Source organism: Nocardiopsis listeri NBRC 13360 (genome assembly GCF_001570765.1).
GTDB classification, from domain to species: Bacteria; Actinomycetota; Actinomycetes; order Streptosporangiales; family Streptosporangiaceae; genus Nocardiopsis; species Nocardiopsis listeri.
In genome coordinates this window covers 151253-170104 of sequence record NZ_BCSH01000006.1, presented here as the reverse complement: position 1 = coordinate 170104, position 18852 = coordinate 151253, and the positions used below count along the sequence as shown (strand labels likewise).

Sequence of the window (18852 nt, the reverse complement as noted above, 5' to 3'; positions counted from 1 at the left end):
ATGTCTGTGATCGCAGTCCGGTTCCGAGTCGACCCTGGGGCCACTCGCCGTCCTGCGGCGACTTGGAGAACACTACCCGCACTCCGCACACCCGGCAAACCGAACCGGATGTGTCCCCGGTCACCCGAGGCCCACCTCGACACCCCTCTTCGGCCAACACACGCGATTCGTCCCCCGGAGACCGAATCCGCCCCCTCCTCGCGCGCGTACGCGCGTTCCTTTTTGCGGCCACATCGACCCCCGGCCCCGCAACACTCACCCAACTGATGAACACCGACCCCACCGAAGCTCACTTCACGACAAATACACGACCCTTCCTTGTTGCTTACACCTGAACGGTGCCACCTCGATTCCCACCAGCGGATTTCTAATATCACAGCAGGTCAGAGGCTTGGAATAAGCATGCCAATGGTCATGCAAGATCATTTTCCGTCGACAACATCAGACGGCGAATAATTCGACGAACCGGTCTTGTAATTCCTCGGAGGCCGGCTCATGATCGGCTCAGAACAGGTCGTGTGCCGGAGGTTCGGGGGAACGGCAGGGCGCAGCGCGACCATGCACCGTTGGAAGGACATGCATGGAACCCACATCCCCCGAGGACTCTCCGGCTCCCGAGAGTCACACCAGCTGGCGACGGTTCGTCCTCTTCTCCATCCCCGCAGGTGCCGCGATCGGCGGCATCCTGGTCGCCATGGCCGGTGGGGCGCTCGCGGCGACGTTCAGCATCTCCAGCCAGGAATTCAAGATCTCCGCCGACGAGATGACCGGTACCGGGTTCGCCCAGTTCGGTTGGGTCAACGCGACCGTTCGCGACGAACCCGTTCCCTCGGCGGTGGCCGGTATCCGCGAGGCCGAGATCGTGGCTCTGTGCCAGTCGGTCCTGACCACCGAGTTCCCGCTGATCGGAAACGTCTCGTTGATGTTGACCGCCGGTGACGACGGCACTCCGGTCCAGGCCTCCGACCTGGTCATCGACATGGACCAGATGGACGGCAACGCCGAGTTCGACAACATCGAGATCGGTCGGGACGCCTCCACCCTGGACAAGGGCCCCGAGGGCCTGGGCCGCGGCCAGGGGCACTCCTCCCTGTTCGGGATGCAGTCCGACAGCATCGTGATCGAGGACCTGGAGCAGACCGCACGGGCGGCCTCGGCCGGCACCTTCCGCCTCCACAACCTGAGCCTCGGTGTCTCCCTGGGGGATGACGAGTGCTTCTGACCCCCTTCCGGCGCCTGTGGACCGCCTGGTCCCGTTGGCGCAAGCGGCGCCCCTTCACGGCCGGGCTGCTGATGCTCCTCGCGGCGGTGGAGATGGTCGTGGTCGCCCGGTTACCGGTGGAGTTGATGCTCCACCTCGGCATCGGGGCGGTCTCCACCCTGGTCTTCAGCGGCATGTTGGCGGTCCTCGGACTGGTCACCTGGTTCACCCCGAACCAGCACGTGATCACCGGTGGGTTCGCCGGGTTCATCGCCTTGGGCGCGCTCGTCCTGTCCAACCTCGGCGGTCTGGTCGTCGGCACCCTGTTGGCCCTGGTCGGTGGCGGACTCGCCTTCGCCTGGCGACCCGTCGCGCGACCACCACGACGTGGACGCGGACGTCGTCGCAGGAAGAAGCCGTCGGCGGCCATCCCGGAGCCGGCCCGGGAGGGCTGACTTCCCCAGAACCCCGGGGACCCTCAAACCGCTCACCTGGCGGTTCCGTCCCCGTTCGTCCACCGGAAAGCCCCTCTACCTACGTCGGCGCGAACTTCCCGCACTGTCGCCGGACGTCCTCCGAGCACGCCGTCCGGCCGTCACTCAGAAGGAGTACCCATGTCGGTTCCGCAACCGAGATCCCGCAGCTCCATCGCTCTCGCCGTCTGCTCCGCCGGGGTCCTCGCCCTGGCCTGGGGCGTACCCGCCTTCGCCGCCCAGCAGGGCCCGACCACGGTGGAGCCCGCCGGCGCCGCCTTCGAGGCGGCCCTGACCGGTTCCGCGACCTTCGACGCGGGCGGCACGGTCATCACTTGTTCGGTCTCGGTCTCCTCCCCTGAGGAGGGCACCAACCTGGTTCCCGAGGCTCCGGACAACACCAACCCGGACGGGCCGGTCTCCGGCTCCATCTCCGCGCCCGGTTTCGAGGACTGCGAGACGAACATGCCGCTCGTCGACGCCGAGGTCACCGTCGCCGACCCGACGTGGGAGATGGCGATGCGGTTCGGGGAACCCTCGACCGGGACGATGCTGGTCCCGGCGGGCGGCATCGTGGTGACCACGAGCGGTCTGGCCTCGTGCACCGCCACGGTGAGCCCGGACGCCGACGTCGCGATCGGCGGCACATGGACCAACGGAGACCCCGTGTCCACGTTGGACTTCGACACCACGGCCCCGGTCGTGGTGGAGGGTGACGCGGTCTGCCCCAGCAGTGACGAGGCCGCGTTCACCGCCACCTACGAGGTGTCCAACGTCGACGACCCGGCGGCACCGATCACCGTGAACGGCTGATGGTTCCGGTTCCGGGGCCCTTCCGTGAGGGCCCCGGGGCTCACCCGGTGACAACCACGCGTCGGTGGCCACTCACTTCGCGACGAAGAATCCCGTGCGTATCTGACCTACCTTCGCAGTACTCCGTGGAGTCACGAGGCGAAGGCTCCTCGGAGGGCGCGGACCGCTTCGCCCGTCCCCGTACTCCCCGGAGACCGAATGCCGTCCTCTGTCGGTGGCCCGTCCACCCGGTCCAAACTGAACCACACCCTCAAGGTGGTGTCCGTACTCGTCAAGGCCGGGGTCTTCTCCGTCGGCCGCCCGGACAAGATCGTCCGCCAGCTACGTCAGCTCAAGACCTGGGGAGCGACCATCGCCGGTGGTTACGCCGCCGCGAGCGAGCGGGTCCCCGACCAGATCTCCGTGATCGACGATTCTGGGGTGACGACCTTCGGCCAGATGAACCGGCTGGCCAGGCAGCTCGTCCACGAACTGAAGCGCTTGGGGGTCCGCCCCGGGTCTCGGGTGGGGATCCTGTGTCGCAACCACGCCGGGATGGTGCAGGCGATCGTGGCCTGTGGACGTCTGGGCGCCGACGCCGTCCTGTTGAACACCGGGTTGGCCGCCGGTCCGTTGGTGGACGTGATCGAGCGCAACGAGGTGTCGTTGCTCATCGCGGACGCGGACTTCGAGGAGTTGTACAAGGGGTCGCCGCCGGAGATTCCACGTGTGACGGCGTGGGGGGAGACCGTGGCGCCGGGGCCTCGGATCCCGACCAAGGTCGAGGAGCCCACCGAACCCGACCCCGCACCGCCCGAGAATCCGGGTCGGTTGATCGTGCTGACCTCGGGTACCACGGGGGCGCCGAAGGGCGCGCGACGCCCGACCCCGAAGGGCCCGCAGGACGCGGCCTCGGTGCTGTCGCGGATCCCGTTGAACTCCACGGACCGGATCCTGGTGTCGGCGCCGATCTTCCACACCTGGGGGCTGGCCGGTGTCCAGTTGGGCATGTCGATGCGGTCGACCTTGGTGATGCGCCGGTTGTTCGAGCCGGAGGACGTGTTGCGGACCGTTCAGGAGCAGCGGTGCACGGCGTTGTTCGCGGTACCGGTGATGCTTCGGCGGATCATGGACCTGCCCCGGTCGACGCGGGAGAAATACGACACCTCGTCGCTGCGGATCGTGGCGTGCAGTGGGTCGGCGATGAGCCCGCAGCTGATCGACGACTTCATGGACGCGTTCGGCGACGTCATCTACAACCTGTACGGGTCGACCGAGGTGTCGTGGGCGACCATCGCTTCCCCGGAAGACCTGCGGACGGCGCCGACCACCGCGGGACGGCCGCCGCTCGGTACGCGGATCGCGATCCTGGACGAGCGGGGGCGGGAGGTTCCCCAGGGGTCGAAGGGCGCGATCTTCGTCGGCAACGACATGCTCTTCGACGGGTACACGAACGGGAAGGGCAAGCGGGTGTCCGACGGTCTGATGGAGACCGGCGACCGCGGTCACGTGGACGGACACGGCCTGCTGCACGTGGCCGGGCGTGACGACGACATGATCGTCTCGGGTGGTGAGAACGTCTTCCCCCGGCCCGTGGAGGAGGCGATCGTGACGCTGCCCTCGGTGCGCGAGGTCGTGGTGACCGGGGTTGCGGACGAGGAGTTCGGGCAACGGTTCGCGGCGTACGTGGTGCCCTACGAGGGGCGGTCGGTGGACCCGAACGGGATCCGGCTGCATGTTCGGGAGATGGTGGGGCGTTTCTCCGTACCGCGTGACGTGATCGTGTTGGCGGAGCTGCCGCGCAACGCCACCGGGAAGGTGCTCAAACGCCGGCTTCCGGCCGATACACGTCCACCCGAGGACGCCTGACCGTTCCCGCGGGTGGAGGTCGGTTCGCGAACGCGAGCCGACCTCTTCGTCCCATTTACCTTTCACGCAAGGTGATTGTGGGCTTTGACATCGGGTGCGTGGTTACTACGATGACGAGTGATGCCCGACCGATCCCCCGCCCCCGAGGGCGACTTCGAACTCCCGCCAGTCGACGAGCAAATGTGCTTCGCGCTGTACGCGGCGTCCCGCGCTGTCACCAACCTGTACCGCCCGTTGCTCGATCCGCTCGGTCTGACCTACCCGCAGTACCTCGTGATGATGCTGCTGTGGGAACGAGGAGGGTGCTCGGTCAAGGAGATCGGTGCGGTGCTCCAACTCGACTATGGAACCCTTACCCCCCTGCTCAAGCGGCTGGAGTCCAACGGGTTGCTCCGCCGGGACCGTGACCCCGAGGACGAGCGTTCGGTACGGATCACTCCCACCGACGATGGCCGTGCCCTGCGCGCCCGCGCTCGGGGCATCCCCGAGGCGATCGGGCGGGTGATCGACCTTCCGAACGAGGAGTTCGAGGCGACCAGACTCGCGCTGCGCAGGCTGACCGCCAACGTGCTCGCGGGCGAGGCACACGTCGCCGAGGAGACCTGAGGGGAAGGAACGGAGGACGGGCACCACGGGGGTCGTGCCCGTCCTCCGAAGACCGGGAGGGGAATGGAGCGGGGCGGTGGGCCGATGGCCCGCCCGCCCCGCGTCTTTCGGTCGACACCCGTCGACGGGTCGCGGGCGTCACCGATATCAGCAGGGGCCTTGGTCGTCCCAGGCGCTCAGCTCTCCTCCGACGTTCGGAGGAATGGCCATGGTCCAGCGTCGTGCCTCGTACACGCGCCCCTCGTACTGGACACGGTCGCCGGTGTCGTAGGTGGATCCCGAGTCCCAGGCCGTGGCGGAGCACTCGGCGGGTGCCTCCGGTTCCTCCGCGTCCGTGCCCTCCTCGGGGTCGGAACCGCCCTCTTCTTCCTCGGTCTCCCCTTCCTCCGATTCCTCGACCTCTTCCGGGCCGGCGGAAACGGTGAGGGTGACCTCGCCGTCCGTTGGAAGGACGGCCCCCGGTTCCGGGTTCTGGGCGGCGACCCATCCCTCGGGGACGGTCTCGTCTGCCGACTCCACCACGGTGGTGGTCAGACCCAGTGATTCGAGGGCGGCGGAGGCCTCGTCCCGCGTCATGTCGGTCAGGGTGGGCACGATGACGCCCTCGCTGACGTGGAGGGTGATCTCCTCCTCGCGGTCACCGTCCTCGCCCACCTCGGGGGTGGTGGACAGGACTGTGCCGGGATCGTGGTCGGCGGAGTGTTCCTGGACCACCTCGACCTCGTCGAAGCCGGCGTCCCGCAGGAGGGTGCGGGCCTCCGACTCGGTGCCGCCCACCACGTCGGGCACCTCCACGTACCGCGCTCCGATGGACAACGACAGCAGGACCGTGTCGCCCTCGCCCAGTTCCGTCCCGGCCGCGGGATCGGTCGCCGCGACCTCGCCCGGTCGTGCCTCGTCGCTGTAGGTCTCGTCATAGGAGTGGTCCAGCCCCAGTTCCAGGGCTTCGAGTTCCACTTCGGCCATCTCGGCGGTGTAGCCGACCAGATCGGGCAGTTCCGTGGTGTCGTCGGGTGCCAAGGCCCAACCTGCTGCGCCGAGCACCAGGATCAGGACGCCCACGATCGCGAGGAACGGGGCACGGCGCCACAGGGGCATGGGGCGCTCGGCCGTGGGTTCGGCCCGGGCATCGACCACCGGGATCGGTTCCGTGCCCGAACCCGTGTCACCGTCCGGCCCGGGCAGGGAGCGCGCGACCTGTTCGACCATGGCCAGGTACTGACCGGCGTCGCGCGGCCGGTTCCTCGGGTTGGGCTCGGTCGCGTCGGCGACGAGTTCGTCCAGGTCCGGTGTCAGGCCGGGGACCAGTGAGGAGGGGTTCGGCACGGTGTCGCCGTCGAACCGGAGCGATCCCGTCAGCAGGGTGTGGAGCAGGCTACCGACGGCGTGGACGTCGGTGCGCGGGGTGACGCCCTCGATGCCGAGCATCCGGAAACCGGTGACCGTCACCCGGCCCTCGTCGTCCACGACCACGCTCCGCGGGCCGAGTCCACCGTGAACGATGCCCTGGTCGTGGGCCTCGTCGAGCGCGGTGAGCACGCCCGTGACGATCGTCAGGGCGACGTGGGGGGCGTACCGGAGCCCCCGTTCTCCCCCTTCGAGCACCTGGGCGATGGTCTGGCCGGGGAGGTGTTCGGTGACCATGTACACGAGGTCATCGTCGACACCTTGCTCCAGAACCCTCGCCAGGCCGGGGGTGTCGACGCCGGAGAGGGACCGCGCGCGGCCGAGGAATCCCTGCATGGTCGCGGGATCGGCGGCGGCGTCGGGGTCGAGGAGGGTCACCGTGACGGGGAGGTCGGCGTCGGTACCGGAGTACACGGACACCGTTCCGTCGCCACGGAGTCGGTCACCGATGAGCACACGGCCTCGCAGTGTGAGACCGGTGTGGGGGCCGGGGGTCATGAGTCGGATTGTACGGTGCCGAACCCTTACATATCGCCCTCGATCAGGCCGAACATGGGCGATCACCCGGCGCTATTCTGGTGCTTCCGCCCCTTCCACCGCCCCTGTGAGGTGCCGTGATCCCCTCCGCCGTGCTCGACCGTGCCGCCGGTGCCCTGCTGGGCGCCGCGTGCGGCGACGCCCTGGGCGTCCCCTACGAATTCGCCCCTCGTCTGGCCCAGGGCCGGATCCCCGAGATGATCGGCGGTGGGCTCGGGCCCTACGAACCGGGCGAGTATTCCGACGACACGCAGATGGCGGTGTGCATCGCCGAGGCGCTCCGCGATCATGACGATCCCCGTTCCCCGCAGGCGTTGGAGCGGACCGCCCGGGGGTTCCTGAACTGGTTCCACGGGGGCGCCTCCGACGTCGGGGTGCAAACGGCTCGGATCCTGGAGGACACCGATCGGTCCCTCACCGAACGTGGAGGTGACGCCGCCGAGGTCATGACCGGCCGCTCCGACCGGATGTTCGAGGTGGGGGAGCGGTGCGCGGGCAACGGTTCGCTGATGCGCACGGCTCCACTGGCCCTGGCCCACCTGAACGACCCGCAGGGGTTGGCGCGGAGCGCCGCCCGCTACAGCCACCTCACCCACGGCGACCCGTTGGCCGCCCAGGCGTGCGTGCTGTGGTGCGAGGCGGTTCGGCACGCGATCGCGCACGGCACCTACGACGGGGTGCGCGGCGGGCTGGACCTGTTGCCCTCGTCGGTGCGCGGGGAGTGGGCGGCGCGGTTGGACGAGGCGGAGAAGGAGCCACCGACCACCTTCGCCCCCAACGGTTTCGTGGTGTCGGCCCTACAGGCGGCCTGGTCGGCGATCGTCCACGCCCCCGGGGACGAGTCCTCGCCCGACCGCTACGCCGCACCGGTCATGGCGGCGGTACGGGTCGGCGACGACACCGACACCGTGGCGGCCATCGCGGGAGCACTGGTGGGAGCCAGGTGGGGACGTTCGGCCATCCCCGCCGCGTACCTGGAGGTGGTGCACGGGTGGCCGGGCTACCGCGCCGAGGGGCTCGGTGGGCTCGCGGAGGTGATCCTGCTGCGGCACACGCGGCAGGCGGACTGAGCCGGCGACAGACCGAAGCACGCCAACCGAATCAGTGGCTTCAGGCACCCTCTGGTCATGGATACGACACCGTGGACGGCTTCAATGTTCACGAGTGCGGCCTCCTCGATCCGAGCCGTCCCACCAACGTGTCGACTTCCACCTTCGCAAGGTCGAGGGTGCTCTCGACCCGGATGCGCCACGCGACGGGCGCCCCGACAGGTCGGACGATTTCGGAATACGAGTACCCAACGGCCGGGTACCGCCCTTTCCACTACCGACCGTGCGGCATCATGGTCCCGCACGGTGCGGAACGCGAGTGGGGAGCGGTCATGACGGAGCGGATCGAGTGGGTGCCCGCGCTGGACCACCCTGAACTGATGGCCGGGCCGGTACGCGAGGCGGTGACCCGGTTCGACGGGTCGGTCCGTGTCGGGGCGATCGATCCGGAGGTCGCGGACACGGCGGCCTTCTGCGATCGCTATGGGCAGGCCCTGGACACCAGTGCCAACTGTGTGGTGCTGGCGGCCAAGCGGGGTGGCGAGGTGGTGCACGCCGCGTGCATGGTCCTGGCCACGCAGCGGGCCGACGTCAACGGGATGCTGCGCAAGCACTTGGGCGCGCGCAAGGCGTCCTTCGCCCCGATGGACGAGGCGACCGGGATGACCGGCATGGAGTACGGGGGTATCACCCCGTTCGGACTGCCGGAGGGTTGGCCGGTCCTGGTGGACAAGGCCGTCCACGACACCCCGTGGGTGGTCGTGGGCAGTGGCCTGCGCCGATCCAAGTTGCGAGTCCCGGGTCCGTTGCTGGCGGAGTTGCCCGGCGCCGAGGTCCTGTCCTTGACGAGGTAGTCGCCATCAGTCGATTTGTCGACAAAACCATCTGTGGTTACGGCGCGGCCCGGGTCGATTTCGATCCGGGCCGCGTTGCTTTGTCGACACGTCGCTCTCTCCCCAGATCGACATGACCACACGGAGACACGGCGACTTCTCGATATGCCTACAGCGGGAGCGGCGCGCCCGCTGGATCGTTGAAGGAGCACACGGGAAACAGCCCCGGCAGGCAACCGGGTCCGTTTCCGTACTGATGACCTTCCCGCACGCACTGTAGCCAGAGGCACTGCGGTTGTGGAGAGGATGACCGTCCTCCCGAAGGGTGTTCACGTCGGCCCCCGAGGCATGGCTACGGGCGGCGGAAGCGGTACCACCGGGGGTCGGTCCGGTTCATGGGCCGACCCAGACCCTCCGTGGAGGCCTTCTCCACGTCGACCAACTCCCATTCGGGGAATCCCGCCTCGACCTCCGCTCGCGACACCCCCTCGACCATTCGTCGATAGATCGACGGGCCGAAGGCGAGCATCAGCAGGGTGGCGCCCGGGTTGGCCAGGGCCGTGACCCCTCGCCCTTCGGCGGCGCGTTGACTCTCGTCGAGGCCCTGAAAGCAACCGATGTCGAGGAACAGGTCGAAGGTGCCGAGGTCGCAGGAGAGGTCGGTCGCGTCTCCGACGAGGTAAGTGACCTCGGCGGGACCCTTCCGGCGGGCGGCTTCGACGGCGGCGGGAACGAGATCGACGGCGGTGGTCTCCCAGCCGTGGTCGACGAGCGCGGAGGTGAACTGACCTCGACCGCAACCGATGTCCAGCGCGCGACCGGGGCTGTCCCGTTCCTCGGCCTCACGCCGGAGCCGGGAACGAAGCTGCGCCCCGGCGGCGGGGCCATAGCGCTCCCAGGGGGTGAATCCGAGACGGTACATCCGCGCGTAGTCGGTCATGGTTCCACGGTAGGTCGGCCGTCCAGGGCTGGACAGGCGACCCGCATCCGACCGAGAAGGCACTGGTGGGGCGCGCTCACGCAGGTACGGCCCTATTTACTGACCGATCGGTCTGTAATACTGTTCCCACAGACCCACCGTTCGAGGAGAGGACCGTCAGGTGTCCGAAGTACTGGAGAGCTACGCCCAGGGGTCGTGGTTCACCCCCACGGACGAGGGATCGCCCTTGGCCGACGCGAACACCGGCGAGACCGTCGCCCGCATCTCGAAGAACGGTCCCGACGTCGCGGGAATGGTCGAGTACGCGCGCACCGTGGGCGGCCCGACCCTGCGAGAGCTCACCTTCCACCAGCGGGCCGGCATCCTCAAGGAACTCGCCAAGCACCTCATGGGGTACAAGGACGAGTTCTACGCGCTCTCCCACCGGACCGGTGCCACCGCGCGCGACACCATGGTCGACGTCGACGGCGGCTTCGGCACCCTCTTCAGCTTCTCCAGCAAGGGCCGCCGCGAACTCCCCAACGCGAAGGTCATCCTGGACGGCCCCCTCGAACAGCTGAGCAAGGGCGGTACCTTCGTCGCCCAGCACGTCTACACCTCCCGCCCGGGCGTGGCCGTGCAGATCAACGCCTTCAACTTCCCCGTCTGGGGCATGTTGGAGAAGCTCGCCCCCGCCTTCATCGCGGGCCTTCCCAGCATCGTCAAGCCCGCAGGCCAGACCTCCTACCTGACGGTGGCCGTGGTCAAGCGGATGGTGGAGTCCGGACTGCTGCCCGAGGGTTCGATCCAGCTCCTGGTGGGCAGCCACCGGGGCCTGCTCGACGACCTGGGCCCGCAGGACATCGTCGGCTTCACCGGTTCGGCGTCCACCGGCACGATCCTGCGCAACCATCCGAACGTGGTCAGCGGCGGGGTCCGACTGAACGTGGAGGCCGACTCCCTCAACTGCTCGATCCTGGGCCCCGACGTCAAGCCCGAGGACCCCGAGTTCGACCTGTACGTCAAGCAGGTCGTCACCGAGATGACCGTCAAGGCGGGCCAGAAGTGCACCGCCATCCGCCGCGTCATCGTCCCGACCTCGATGGCCGAAGCCGTCACCGAGGCCCTCACCGCACGCCTGGCCAAGGTGAGGGTCGGCGCCGCCGACGACCCGGACGTCCGGATGGGCGCCCTGGTCTCACTCGACCAGCGCGAGGAGGTCCGCAAGGCGGTCAAGGCGCTGCGCACCTCCAGTGAACTGGTGTTCGGTGACCCGGAGCGGGTCGAGGTGACCGGTGCCGACGACGAGTCCGGCGCTTTCATGTCGCCGATCCTGCTGCGGGCCGAGCCCGGCGCGAAGGAACCCCACGACGTGGAGGCCTTCGGACCGGTCAGCACGATCATCACCTACGACACCGTGGACGAGGCCGTGGAGCTGGCCGCACGCGGCCAGGGCAGCCTGGTCGGTTCACTGGTCACCAACGACGAGGACGTGGCCCGCGAGGTCGTCCTGGGCACGGCCCCCTGGCACGGCCGCGTCCTGGTGCTCAACCGTGACGACGCCAAGGAGTCCACCGGACACGGATCGCCGCTGCCCGTCCTGGTGCACGGCGGCCCCGGCCGCGCCGGTGGCGGCGAGGAGATGGGCGGCGTTCGCGGCGTCAAGCACCACATGCAACGCACCGCGATCCAGGGTTCTCCGGACATGCTCACCGCGATCACCGGCCACTGGACCACGGGCTCGCGCCGGGACGTCGGCGAGGTGCACCCGTTCCGCAAGGACCTCACCGAGCTGCGGATCGGCGACACCATCGCGTCGGCCGAACGCACGGTGACCCGTGCGGACATCGACCACTTCGCGGAGTTCACCGGGGACACGTTCTACGCGCACACCGATGAGGAGGCCGCCGCCGCCAATCCGCTGTTCGGGGGGATCGTGGCGCACGGCTACCTGGTGGTGTCTCTGGCCGCCGGTCTGTTCGTCGACCCGGCCCCGGGTCCGGTGCTCGCCAACTTCGGCGTCGACAACCTGCGTTTCCTCACCCCGGTGAAGGAGGACGCGGTCATCAAGGTGACCCTGACCGCCAAGCAGATCACCCCGCGCACCAACGCCGACTACGGCGAGGTGCGTTGGGACGCGGTCGTCACCGATCAGGACGACGAGGCCGTCGCCACCTACGACGTCCTCACCCTGGTCGCCAAGGGCGACGAGTAGCCGAACGGACAAGTCACCGAATCTCCATGTAGCCGAGTCGACAGAGCGACAAGGCCACGGAGTGACAGGGCGATACGACACACGCCGGCGCCCCCGGCCCGAGCACACGCTCGGGCCGGGGGCGCTGTCATGCTGGGGATCTCGACGAAGGGGGAGCGACTTGCGTGAACGTGACCGACGAGTCCCGCCCCGGCGCACCACCACGCTGCGGGTGACCGAGGACTTCCACGCCCCGGTGGAGCGGGTGTTCGCGCTGATCATCGGTGAGGCCGGATTCCTGGACGCCATGCCTCCCGGTGTGGAGGTCCTGGAGTGGCCCGAACCGTTCGAGGCCGGTCGCGCACTGAACCTGCGCTGGGGTGCGGCCGGGCTCTACCCGGTGCGCTGGAACGCCGTGATCGACGCCTTCGAGGCGGGGCGTTCGTTCAGCGACCTCCAGGTACGTGGACCGCTCCGGTACTGGCGGCACACGCACCGGGTCCAGCCCTACGGATCGGACACCCGGCACACCGACGTGGTCGAGTTCTCCACCGGTCTGGGCCCGCTGGGCGACCTGGCCATGGCCACCGCGCTCCGTGGCGCTTTCGGCCCGCGCCTGCGACGGATGCGCGCCGCACTCGAAGACCACAGGACATGAGAAGCGCCCCGGGGGTGCCGACTCCCTCCGAGGCGCTTCCGTTCGTGTCACCGCTTATAGGCGGGCGATGGCCTTGGCCGGAGCCTCCATGGCGTCGGCGACCACGCGCATGAAGCCCGCCGCCGCACCTCCGTCGCAGACGCGGTGGTCGAAGGCGAAGGAAAGCTGCGTGATCTTGCGGACGGTCAGCTCCCCGTCGACGACCCATGGGCGGTCGATGACGCGGCCGAGTCCGAGGATCGCCACCTGGGGGTGGTTGATGATCGCGGCGCTGCCGTCGACCCGCAGTGACCCGTAGTTGTTCAGGGTGAACGTGCCGCCGGTGAGTTCGGCCGGGGTGGCCTTGCCCTCGCGGGCCCGTCGGGAGAGCTCCTTGATCTCGGTGTCCAGTTCGGCGGTGGTGAGCCGGTGCGCGCCCATGACGGCCGGGGCGACCAGGCCGCGGTCTGTCTGGACGGCCAGGCCCAGGTTGACCCCGTCGTATTGGACGAGTTCCTCGCGCTCGGTGTCCACCAGGCCGTTGAGCTCCGGGTGGGCTCGCAGACCGGCCAGGACGAAGCGGGCGACGTAGGCGAGCAGACCGGGGCCCTCTGGATCGGACCGACGCAGGCGCACCAGTTCGGTGGCGTCCACGTCCACCCACACGGTCGCTTCGGGGATCTCCCGCCGGCTGCGGGAGAGCGAGGCGGCGACGGATCTGCGGAACGCGCCCATCGGGACCCGCCGGGACTCGGCCAGACCGGTACGGGTGTCGGCGGTGCGCGGGATCTCTGGAGTCGGCGCGGGAGTGGGGGTGTGGACCGCGATCGGGGCGGACGGGGCCGGAGCGGTGGTGGAGGCACCGGCCGCCTCGATCGCGGAGCTTACGTCCCGTCGGGTGATGAGTCCACCGGGGCCGCTTCCCGAGATGTCGGCCACGCGAAGTCCGGCCTCTCGGGCCATCTGGCGGACCAGGGGAGAGGTCACCAAGGGGACCCGGCGGGTCGGGTTCGCGGGTTGGGATCCGCGCGCCGGTGGGCGGCCACGGGGCCTGCGGCGACGCCCCGTGGCCTGCGCTTCGGGGGTGCCGTAACCGATGAGGACGTTGCCCGAACCCGAGCCGGCGCGTTCCTCCTCCCGGTAGCGCTCACCCGCGGGGTCGGTGGCCGTGACGGGGTCGGCTGTGGTCGCGGCCGCACCTTCGTCCACGGTGATGAGCGGTTCGCCGACCGCCATCACCTCACCCTCCTGCCCGTGCAGGACGGTGACCGTCCCGGCGTAGGGGGAGGGGACCTCGACGATCGACTTGGCGGTCTCGACCTCGGCGATCGGCTGGTCGAGGGTGACAGTGTCGCCGACGGCGACCAGCCACCGGACCACTTCGGCCTCGGTCAGGCCCTCCCCGAGGTCGGGGAGGTCGAAGTTCTGCGCGGTCACTGGTCCTCCCACTGTAGGTCGTCGACGGCGTCGAGGATGCGGTCCACACCGGGCAGCTGGAACCGTTCCAGCTTGGGCGGGGGGAAGGGGATGTCGAAGCCGGTGACGCGGCGGACCGGGGCTGCCAGGGAGTGGAAGCAGCGCTCGGTGACCCGGGCGACGATCTCGGAGGCCACGCTGGCGTAGCCGCTCGCCTCGGCGATCACGACGGCGCGACCGGTGGAACGCACGGCGGCGCACACGGTCTCGTCGTCGAAGGGGACGGGGGAGCGCACGTCCACGACCTGAAGACTGCGCCCTTCCTGCGCGGCCGCCTCGGCCGCCTCCAGCGCGGTGGGCACGGATGGCCCGTAGGCGATGAGAGTGGCGTCGGTGCCCTCGCGGCGGACGACGGCCTTGCCCATGGCGGGCACGGGCCGGTCGAAGTCCACCTCCTCCTTGGCCCAGTAGAGCTTCTTGGGCTCCATGAACACGACGGGGTCGGGGGAGGCGATGGACTCGCGCAGTAGGTGGTAGGCGTCCTCTGGGGTAGCCGGGGTGACGACCTTCAGGCCGGGGGTGTGGGCGTAGTAGGCCTCGGAGGAGTCGCAGTGGTGCTCGACGCCGCCGATGCCACCGGCGAAGGGCACCCGGATGACGATGGGCAGGCCGACCCGACCGCGGGTGCGGTTGCGGGTCTTGGCCACGTGGCTGGCGATCTGTTCGAAGGCCGGGTAGGCGAACGCGTCGAACTGCATCTCCACGACCGGGCGCATGCCGTTCATCGCCATGCCCACGGCCATGCCGACGATGCCGGACTCGGCCAGCGGGGTGTCGAAGCAGCGGTCCTCGCCGAACTCGGCGGTCAGCCCGTCGGTGATGCGGAAGACGCCGCCGAGCGGACCGACGTCCTCACCGAACACGTACACGGAGGGGTCCTCGGAGAGGGAGTCGCGCAACGCCCGGTTGAGCGCCTGCGCCATGGAGAGCTTCTCGGTCGCCATGTCAGTTGCCCTCTCTGCTCAGTTCGTCGGCCAGGAAGGCGGCCTGTTCGTTCAGCTGTGGGGTGGGGTCGGCGAACACGTGCGTGAACAGCTCGGCGGGTTCGGGGTCGGTGTCCCGTGCGACGCCCTCGCGCATGTGGGCGGCGACGGCCTCGGCGGCCTCGGCGATCTCGGTCTGCTTCGCCTTGGTGAGCACCCGCTTGCGCTTGAGGTACTTCTCCATGCGCGTCAACGGGTCGCGCTCCGTCCACGGGTCGACCTCGCCGCTGTCGCGGTAGCGGGTGTCGTCGTCGGCGTTGGTGTGCGCCTGCATCCGGTAGGTGTGCGCCTCGACCAGCCGCGGTCCCCCATCTGAACGAGCCGATTCGACTGCGCGTTCCAGGACGGCGAGGACCGCGGCGGCGTCGTTGCCGTCCACCCGCTCGCCGGGAACGCCGTAGCCGATGCCCTTGTGGGCGAGCGAGGGGGCCGCGGTCTGTCGGGCCAGGGGCACGGAGATGGCGTACTCGTTGTTCTGCACGAAGAACACGACCGGGGCCTTGAACACGGCGGCGAAGTTCAGCGCCTCGTGGAAGTCGCCCTCGCTGGTGGCGCCGTCACCGCACAGCGCCATGATCACGGTGTCCTCACCGCGGAGGCGGGCGGCGTGGGCGACGCCGACGGCGTGCAGGAGCTGGGTGGCCAGCGGGGTGGCCTGTGGCGCGACCTTGTGCGCGTAGGGGTCGTAGCCGGCGTGCCAGTCGCCCTTGAGGAGGGTGAGGACCTCGACGGGGTCGACCCCGCGCGCGATGACGGCGGCGGTGTCGCGGTAGGTGGGGAAGAGCCAGTCGCCTTCGGCCAGGGCGAGCGCGGCACCGGTCTGGCATGCCTCTTGCCCGTGGGAGGAGGGGTAGACGGCGAGGCGGCCCTGGCGGACGAGGGCGCCGGCCTGGTCGTTGACCCTGCGGCCGATCACCAGGGAGGTGTACGCCTCCAGGAGACGCCGGTGGTCGGGCATCACGAGTCCGGAGCCGTCGACCGGGGTCCCCATCTCGTCGAGCAGCCGTAGTGGCCGCTCGGAGGGGAGTAGGCCCTGGTGCTCAGCCATGCTGCAACCTCCTGGTGCACGGAAGATCTGTATGCGGACATGGTGCTGTTTCCGGCCATCTGTTCGCTACAAACCGGGAGAAATCAAGAAAATGTCATGGAGACAGGCACATTCAATGACAAAACGTCCGACTTTGTGATCCAGAACACCACCGCTCATGGACATGTGGCCCACGACTCAGGGGCGGGTGACCCGCGACCCACGTGTCGACCTGTCGATTCGTCCCCACGGCGACTCGTCGCCGAACCGACATCCGGCGGGCCCACCGCGCCACCGTTCGGGTGCCCGAGCGTCGTTAGCATGTACCGGTGCGGCGGACGGCCCGACCTGCCAGACGCCGCCGCGAACCGAACAACGCCAGGGCTACCAGGGGGAACCAGACCGTGAGCGACGAGCGCGAGAACCTGACCTACGAGCTCTTCGGCACCGCCATCCGAGAGATGGCCCATGCGATCGCCGACGACGGGTACGAGCCCGACATCATCCTGTCCATCGCACGCGGCGGCCTGTTCGTCGCCGGTGGGTTGGGGTACGCCATGGACGTCAAGAACCTGCACGTGATGAACGTGGAGTTCTACACCGGGGTCGGCACCACGCTCGACATGCCTGTCATGCTTCCCCCGGTACCCAACGTGGTGGACCTGAGCAACAAGAAAGTGCTGGTGGCCGACGACGTCGCCGACAGCGGCAAGACCCTCAAGCTCGTGCACGACTTCTGCTCCGAACACGTCGCCGAAGTGCGCAGCGCGGTCATCTACGAGAAGCCGCAGTCGCTGATCAAGTGCGAGTACGTGTGGAAGCACACCGACCGCTGGATCAACTTCCCCTGGTCGGTTCTGCCCCCCGTCGTCGAGCGCCCCGACCAGGTTCGCGACGCCTGACCGTCGGCCCGGTACCGGTCGGATCTCCCCTGTCACCCGCCCGGAGCGCGGAACCGGTGACCGACGTCGGGTGTTTCACGTGAAACACCCGACCACCTCACCTTTCCTCGACCTCCGATTCAGGCAATTCTTCGGTCACTTCAGCATCACTCGGCGCCACCTCGGGCAGGGGAGTGGGGGGTACACGACCGACACGGGGGACCGCCGACATGACCGACGTATCCAGCCAGGGGCCCGAAGCCGGCGACGAGCGCGAAGTGCTCACCAACCGCCAAGGGCACCCGGTCTACGACAACCAGAACCAGCGGACGGTGGGCGAGCGGGGGCCCGCCACCCTGGAGAACTACCAGTTCCTGGAGAAGATCAGCCACTTCGACCGCGAGCGCATCCCGGAACGCGTCGTGCACGCGCGCGGGGCGACCGCGTTCGGCTACTTCGAGTCCTACGGCAAGTGGGGCGACGAACCGATCGAGCGGTTCACCCGGGCCAGGCTCTTCCAGGGCGCGGGCAAACGCACCGACGTGGCCCTGCGCTTCTCCACGGTGATCGGCGGACGCGACTCCTCCGAGTGCGCGCGGGACCCCCGGGGTTTCGCCATCAAGTTCTACACCGAGGACGGGAACTGGGACCTGGTCGGTAACAACCTCGCGATCTTCTTCATCCGGGACGCCATCAAGTTCCCGGACGTGATCCACGCGTTGAAGCCGGATCCGGTGACCTTCCGGCAGGAGCCGAACCGGATCTTCGACTTCATGTCCCAGACGCCTGAGTGCATGCACATGATCGTCAACCTGTTCAGCCCCCGTGGTATCCCCGCGGACTACCGGCACCAGCAGGGATTCGGCGTCAACACCTACAAGTGGGTGAACGAGACGGGCGACACCGTCCTGGTCAAGTACACGTGGATGCCCAAGCAGGGTGTGCGCAGCATGACCGAGGCCGACGCCGCCAACGTCCAGGCGAACGAGACCGGGCACGCGACCAAGGACCTGCACGAGGCCATCGACCGCGGTGACCACCCCGAGTGGGAACTGCTCGTGCAGATGATGAGCGACGACGAGCATCCCGAACTCGACTTCGATCCCTTGGACGACACCAAGACCTGGCCCGAGCAGGACTTTCCGCCCAAGCCGGTGGGTCGCATCGTGCTCGACCGCAACGTCTCGGACAACTTCGCCGAGAACGAGCAGATCTCCTTCGGTACCGGTGTCCTCGTCGACGGCCTGGACTTCTCCGACGACAAGATGCTGGTCGGCCGTACCTTCTCCTACAGCGACACCCAGCGGTACCGGGTGGGCCCCAACTACCTTCAGTTGCCGGTCAACCAGGCCAAGAACGCCGACGTGCGCACCAATCAGCGCGACGGCCTGATGGCCTACTACCAGGACCAGGCCGGCGAGAACCCGCACGTCAACTACGAGCCGTCCATCACCGGCGGGCTCCGGGAGGGACAGTTCCCCACCCATGACGAGCAGGGGCCCGAGATCAGGGGGCGGCTCACCCGTAAGCGCATCGACCGCGCCAACGACTACAAGCAGGCGGGCCAGCGCTTCAGGCTGATGGAGCAGTGGGAGCGTGATGACCTGGTGCACAACTTCACGGATCTGCTCTCCCAGTGCGTACGCCCCATCCAGGAACGGATGGTGTGGCACTTCCTCCTGGTGGAGGACGAACTGGGGCTCCGGGTCGGTGAGGGGCTGGGGATCGCGCCCGGTGACGTGGCCGGCATGGAGCCCCTGCGCGGCCAGGACCTCACCGAGGAGGACCGGGAGCGGCTGGCGAACCTGGGAGCGAACGGCCCCAGGGACGTGTCCGGGTTGACCATGACCCACTGTGTGCCCAACCAGCGTCACGTGGTCGAGCGCTGACCCGGACCCCACCGCGCGACGACGCGGCCCCGGACCCGAGCGGGGGACCGGGGCCGCACCCGGTTCGGGGAGCGCCCAC

16 protein-coding genes are annotated in these 18852 nt (G+C 68.8%); 11 read left to right on the top strand and 5 right to left on the bottom strand.

Annotated elements, in window-relative coordinates:
- Positions 1–580: 580 nt before the first annotated feature.
- The 5 genes from NLI01S_RS02505 (at position 581) to NLI01S_RS02485 (ending at position 4941) form a co-directional block, all read left to right on the top strand.
- Positions 581–1222 (top strand): DUF6230 family protein, encoded by a 642-nt coding sequence (locus NLI01S_RS02505; protein WP_067598418.1) that lies wholly within the window; start codon positions 581–583, stop codon positions 1220–1222.
- Positions 1213–1656, top strand: a complete 444-nt coding sequence (locus NLI01S_RS02500; RefSeq protein ID WP_223809076.1) for a DUF6114 domain-containing protein — start codon at positions 1213–1215, stop codon at positions 1654–1656. Before NLI01S_RS02505 ends, NLI01S_RS02500 begins: the two co-directional genes overlap by 10 nt.
- A 159-nt stretch (positions 1657–1815) precedes the next feature.
- Complete coding sequence (locus tag NLI01S_RS02495; RefSeq protein WP_067598414.1) at positions 1816–2487, top strand: hypothetical protein; 672 nt, start codon at positions 1816–1818, stop codon at positions 2485–2487.
- A 198-nt stretch (positions 2488–2685) separates the two neighbouring features.
- The gene (locus NLI01S_RS02490) at positions 2686–4335 is read left to right on the top strand and encodes an AMP-binding protein (RefSeq protein WP_067598410.1); all 1650 of its coding nucleotides are present in this window, start codon (positions 2686–2688) and stop codon (positions 4333–4335) included.
- A 120-nt stretch (positions 4336–4455) separates the two neighbouring features.
- Entirely contained in the window at positions 4456–4941 is a 486-nt protein-coding gene (locus tag NLI01S_RS02485) for a MarR family winged helix-turn-helix transcriptional regulator (RefSeq protein WP_067598406.1), read from the top strand.
- A 147-nt stretch (positions 4942–5088) separates the two neighbouring features.
- Here NLI01S_RS02485 and NLI01S_RS02480 read toward each other — a convergent pair whose 3' ends face one another.
- The gene (locus tag NLI01S_RS02480) at positions 5089–6846 is read right to left on the bottom strand and encodes a PASTA domain-containing protein (RefSeq protein ID WP_067598404.1); all 1758 of its coding nucleotides are present in this window, start codon (positions 6844–6846) and stop codon (positions 5089–5091) included.
- 116 nt (positions 6847–6962) lie between these two features.
- Between NLI01S_RS02480 and NLI01S_RS02475 the strand changes: the two genes are divergently transcribed.
- Together NLI01S_RS02475 and NLI01S_RS02470 are read left to right on the top strand one after the other, a co-directional pair.
- Positions 6963–7955: an ADP-ribosylglycohydrolase family protein gene (locus NLI01S_RS02475; RefSeq protein WP_067598401.1), complete on the top strand. Its 993-nt coding sequence runs from the start codon at positions 6963–6965 to the stop codon at positions 7953–7955.
- Positions 7956–8266: 311 nt separating this feature from the next.
- Positions 8267–8788 carry a YbaK/EbsC family protein gene (locus NLI01S_RS02470; protein ID WP_067598469.1) on the top strand — a complete coding sequence of 174 codons (522 nt, stop codon included), beginning with the start codon at positions 8267–8269 and terminating at the stop codon, positions 8786–8788.
- Between the two features lie 331 nt (positions 8789–9119).
- Here NLI01S_RS02470 and NLI01S_RS02465 read toward each other — a convergent pair whose 3' ends face one another.
- Entirely contained in the window at positions 9120–9707 is a 588-nt protein-coding gene (locus tag NLI01S_RS02465; RefSeq protein ID WP_223809075.1) for a class I SAM-dependent methyltransferase, read from the bottom strand.
- A gap of 160 nt (positions 9708–9867) precedes the next feature.
- Here NLI01S_RS02465 and paaZ point away from each other — a divergent pair, with 160 nt between their 5' ends.
- Positions 9868–11901, top strand: coding sequence for a phenylacetic acid degradation bifunctional protein PaaZ (gene paaZ, locus NLI01S_RS02460; protein ID WP_067598398.1), 2034 nt, complete (start codon positions 9868–9870; stop codon positions 11899–11901).
- A 160-nt stretch (positions 11902–12061) separates the two neighbouring features.
- The gene (locus NLI01S_RS02455) at positions 12062–12538 is read left to right on the top strand and encodes an SRPBCC family protein (protein WP_067598395.1); all 477 of its coding nucleotides are present in this window, start codon (positions 12062–12064) and stop codon (positions 12536–12538) included.
- Positions 12539–12592: 54 nt separating this feature from the next.
- On the opposite strand, the gene NLI01S_RS02450 is transcribed toward NLI01S_RS02455, so the two are convergent.
- The 3 genes from NLI01S_RS02450 to pdhA are packed head-to-tail and all read right to left on the bottom strand — an operon-like array spanning position 12593 to position 16024.
- Positions 12593–13954, bottom strand: a complete 1362-nt coding sequence (locus NLI01S_RS02450) for a dihydrolipoamide acetyltransferase family protein (RefSeq protein ID WP_067598392.1) — start codon at positions 13952–13954, stop codon at positions 12593–12595.
- Positions 13951–14937: an alpha-ketoacid dehydrogenase subunit beta gene (locus NLI01S_RS02445; RefSeq protein ID WP_067598389.1), complete on the bottom strand. Its 987-nt coding sequence runs from the start codon at positions 14935–14937 to the stop codon at positions 13951–13953. The genes NLI01S_RS02450 and NLI01S_RS02445 overlap by 4 nt, the downstream gene beginning before the upstream one ends.
- Before the next feature lies 1 nt (position 14938).
- The gene (gene pdhA / locus NLI01S_RS02440) at positions 14939–16024 is read right to left on the bottom strand and encodes a pyruvate dehydrogenase (acetyl-transferring) E1 component subunit alpha (RefSeq protein ID WP_067598386.1); all 1086 of its coding nucleotides are present in this window, start codon (positions 16022–16024) and stop codon (positions 14939–14941) included.
- Between the two features lie 383 nt (positions 16025–16407).
- Here pdhA and NLI01S_RS02435 point away from each other — a divergent pair, with 383 nt between their 5' ends.
- Positions 16408–16905 (top strand): phosphoribosyltransferase, encoded by a 498-nt coding sequence (locus NLI01S_RS02435; RefSeq protein ID WP_067598383.1) that lies wholly within the window; start codon positions 16408–16410, stop codon positions 16903–16905.
- Between the two features lie 209 nt (positions 16906–17114).
- Positions 17115–18773 carry a catalase gene (locus tag NLI01S_RS02430; protein ID WP_067598380.1) on the top strand — a complete coding sequence of 553 codons (1659 nt, stop codon included), beginning with the start codon at positions 17115–17117 and terminating at the stop codon, positions 18771–18773.
- Positions 18774–18852: the final 79 nt, after the last annotated feature.

What these genes read in the sequence shown, in the direction of transcription:
- NLI01S_RS02480 (WP_067598404.1), bottom strand. Translation starts at nt 6,846, where the DNA reads ATGACCCCCGGCCCCCACACCGGTCTCACACTGCGAGGCCGTGTGCTC.
- pdhA (WP_067598386.1), bottom strand. Translation starts at nt 16,024, where the DNA reads ATGGCTGAGCACCAGGGCCTACTCCCCTCCGAGCGGCCACTACGGCTG.
- NLI01S_RS02445 (WP_067598389.1), bottom strand. Translation starts at nt 14,937, where the DNA reads ATGGCGACCGAGAAGCTCTCCATGGCGCAGGCGCTCAACCGGGCGTTG.
- NLI01S_RS02490 (WP_067598410.1), top strand. Translation starts at nt 2,686, where the DNA reads ATGCCGTCCTCTGTCGGTGGCCCGTCCACCCGGTCCAAACTGAACCAC.
- NLI01S_RS02505 (WP_067598418.1), top strand. Translation starts at nt 581, where the DNA reads ATGGAACCCACATCCCCCGAGGACTCTCCGGCTCCCGAGAGTCACACC.
- NLI01S_RS02485 (WP_067598406.1), top strand. Translation starts at nt 4,456, where the DNA reads ATGCCCGACCGATCCCCCGCCCCCGAGGGCGACTTCGAACTCCCGCCA.
- NLI01S_RS02465 (WP_223809075.1), bottom strand. Translation starts at nt 9,707, where the DNA reads ATGACCGACTACGCGCGGATGTACCGTCTCGGATTCACCCCCTGGGAG.
- NLI01S_RS02470 (WP_067598469.1), top strand. Translation starts at nt 8,267, where the DNA reads ATGACGGAGCGGATCGAGTGGGTGCCCGCGCTGGACCACCCTGAACTG.
- NLI01S_RS02430 (WP_067598380.1), top strand. Translation starts at nt 17,115, where the DNA reads ATGACCGACGTATCCAGCCAGGGGCCCGAAGCCGGCGACGAGCGCGAA.
- NLI01S_RS02495 (WP_067598414.1), top strand. Translation starts at nt 1,816, where the DNA reads ATGTCGGTTCCGCAACCGAGATCCCGCAGCTCCATCGCTCTCGCCGTC.